This window comes from Gemella sp. 20925_1_85 (assembly GCF_041433735.1).
Lineage (GTDB): Bacteria > Bacillota > Bacilli > Staphylococcales > Gemellaceae > Gemella.
Window position 1 is genome coordinate 1 of sequence record NZ_JAPWCC010000060.1, and the last position, 742, is coordinate 742.

Consider the following 742-nt stretch of genomic DNA (forward strand, 5'->3'; position numbering starts at 1 on the left):
GGCGAAATAGTATGATGGAGTAGACCCGAAACCAAGTGATCTACCCATGGCCAGGTTGAAGTTTAGGTAACACTGAATGGAGGACCGAACCAGGACACGTTGAAAAGTGTTTGGATGAGCTGTGGGTAGCGGAGAAATTCCAATCGAACTTGGAAATAGCTGGTTCTCTCCGAAATAGCTTTAGGGCTAGCCTCGTTGTGAGTTTACTGGAGGTAGAGCACTGTTTGGACTAGGGGCCCATCCCGGGTTACCGAATTCAGACAAACTCCGAATGCCAGATAAATATCAACGGGAGTCAGACTGCGGGTGATAAGGTTCGTAGTCGAAAGGGAAACAGCCCAGACCGCCAGCTAAGGTCCCAAATTGTATGTTAAGTGGAAAAGGATGTGATGATGCACAGACAACCAGGATGTTGGCTTAGAAGCAGCCACCATTTAAAGAGTGCGTAATAGCTCACTGGTCGAGTGACATCGCGCCGAAAATGTACCGGGGCTAAACATACAACCGAAGCTGCGGATATAACTAATGTTATATGGTAGGAGAGCGTTCTAACATCGTAGAAGCCGAGCTGTAAGGCGAGGTGGAGAGGTTAGAAGTGAGAATGCCGGTGTGAGTAGCGAAAGATAGGTGAGAATCCTATCCACCGAATGACTAAGGTTTCCAGAGGAAGGCTCGTCCGCTCTGGGTAAGTCGGGACCTAAGGTGAAGCCGAATGGTGAAGCCGATGGACAACAGGTAGAAA

General features: G+C 48.8%; 1 rRNA gene. It reads left to right on the plus strand.

Annotated features, from left to right (window positions below):
• Positions 1–742, plus strand: a 23S ribosomal RNA gene (locus O3884_RS09000); the annotation flags it as partial.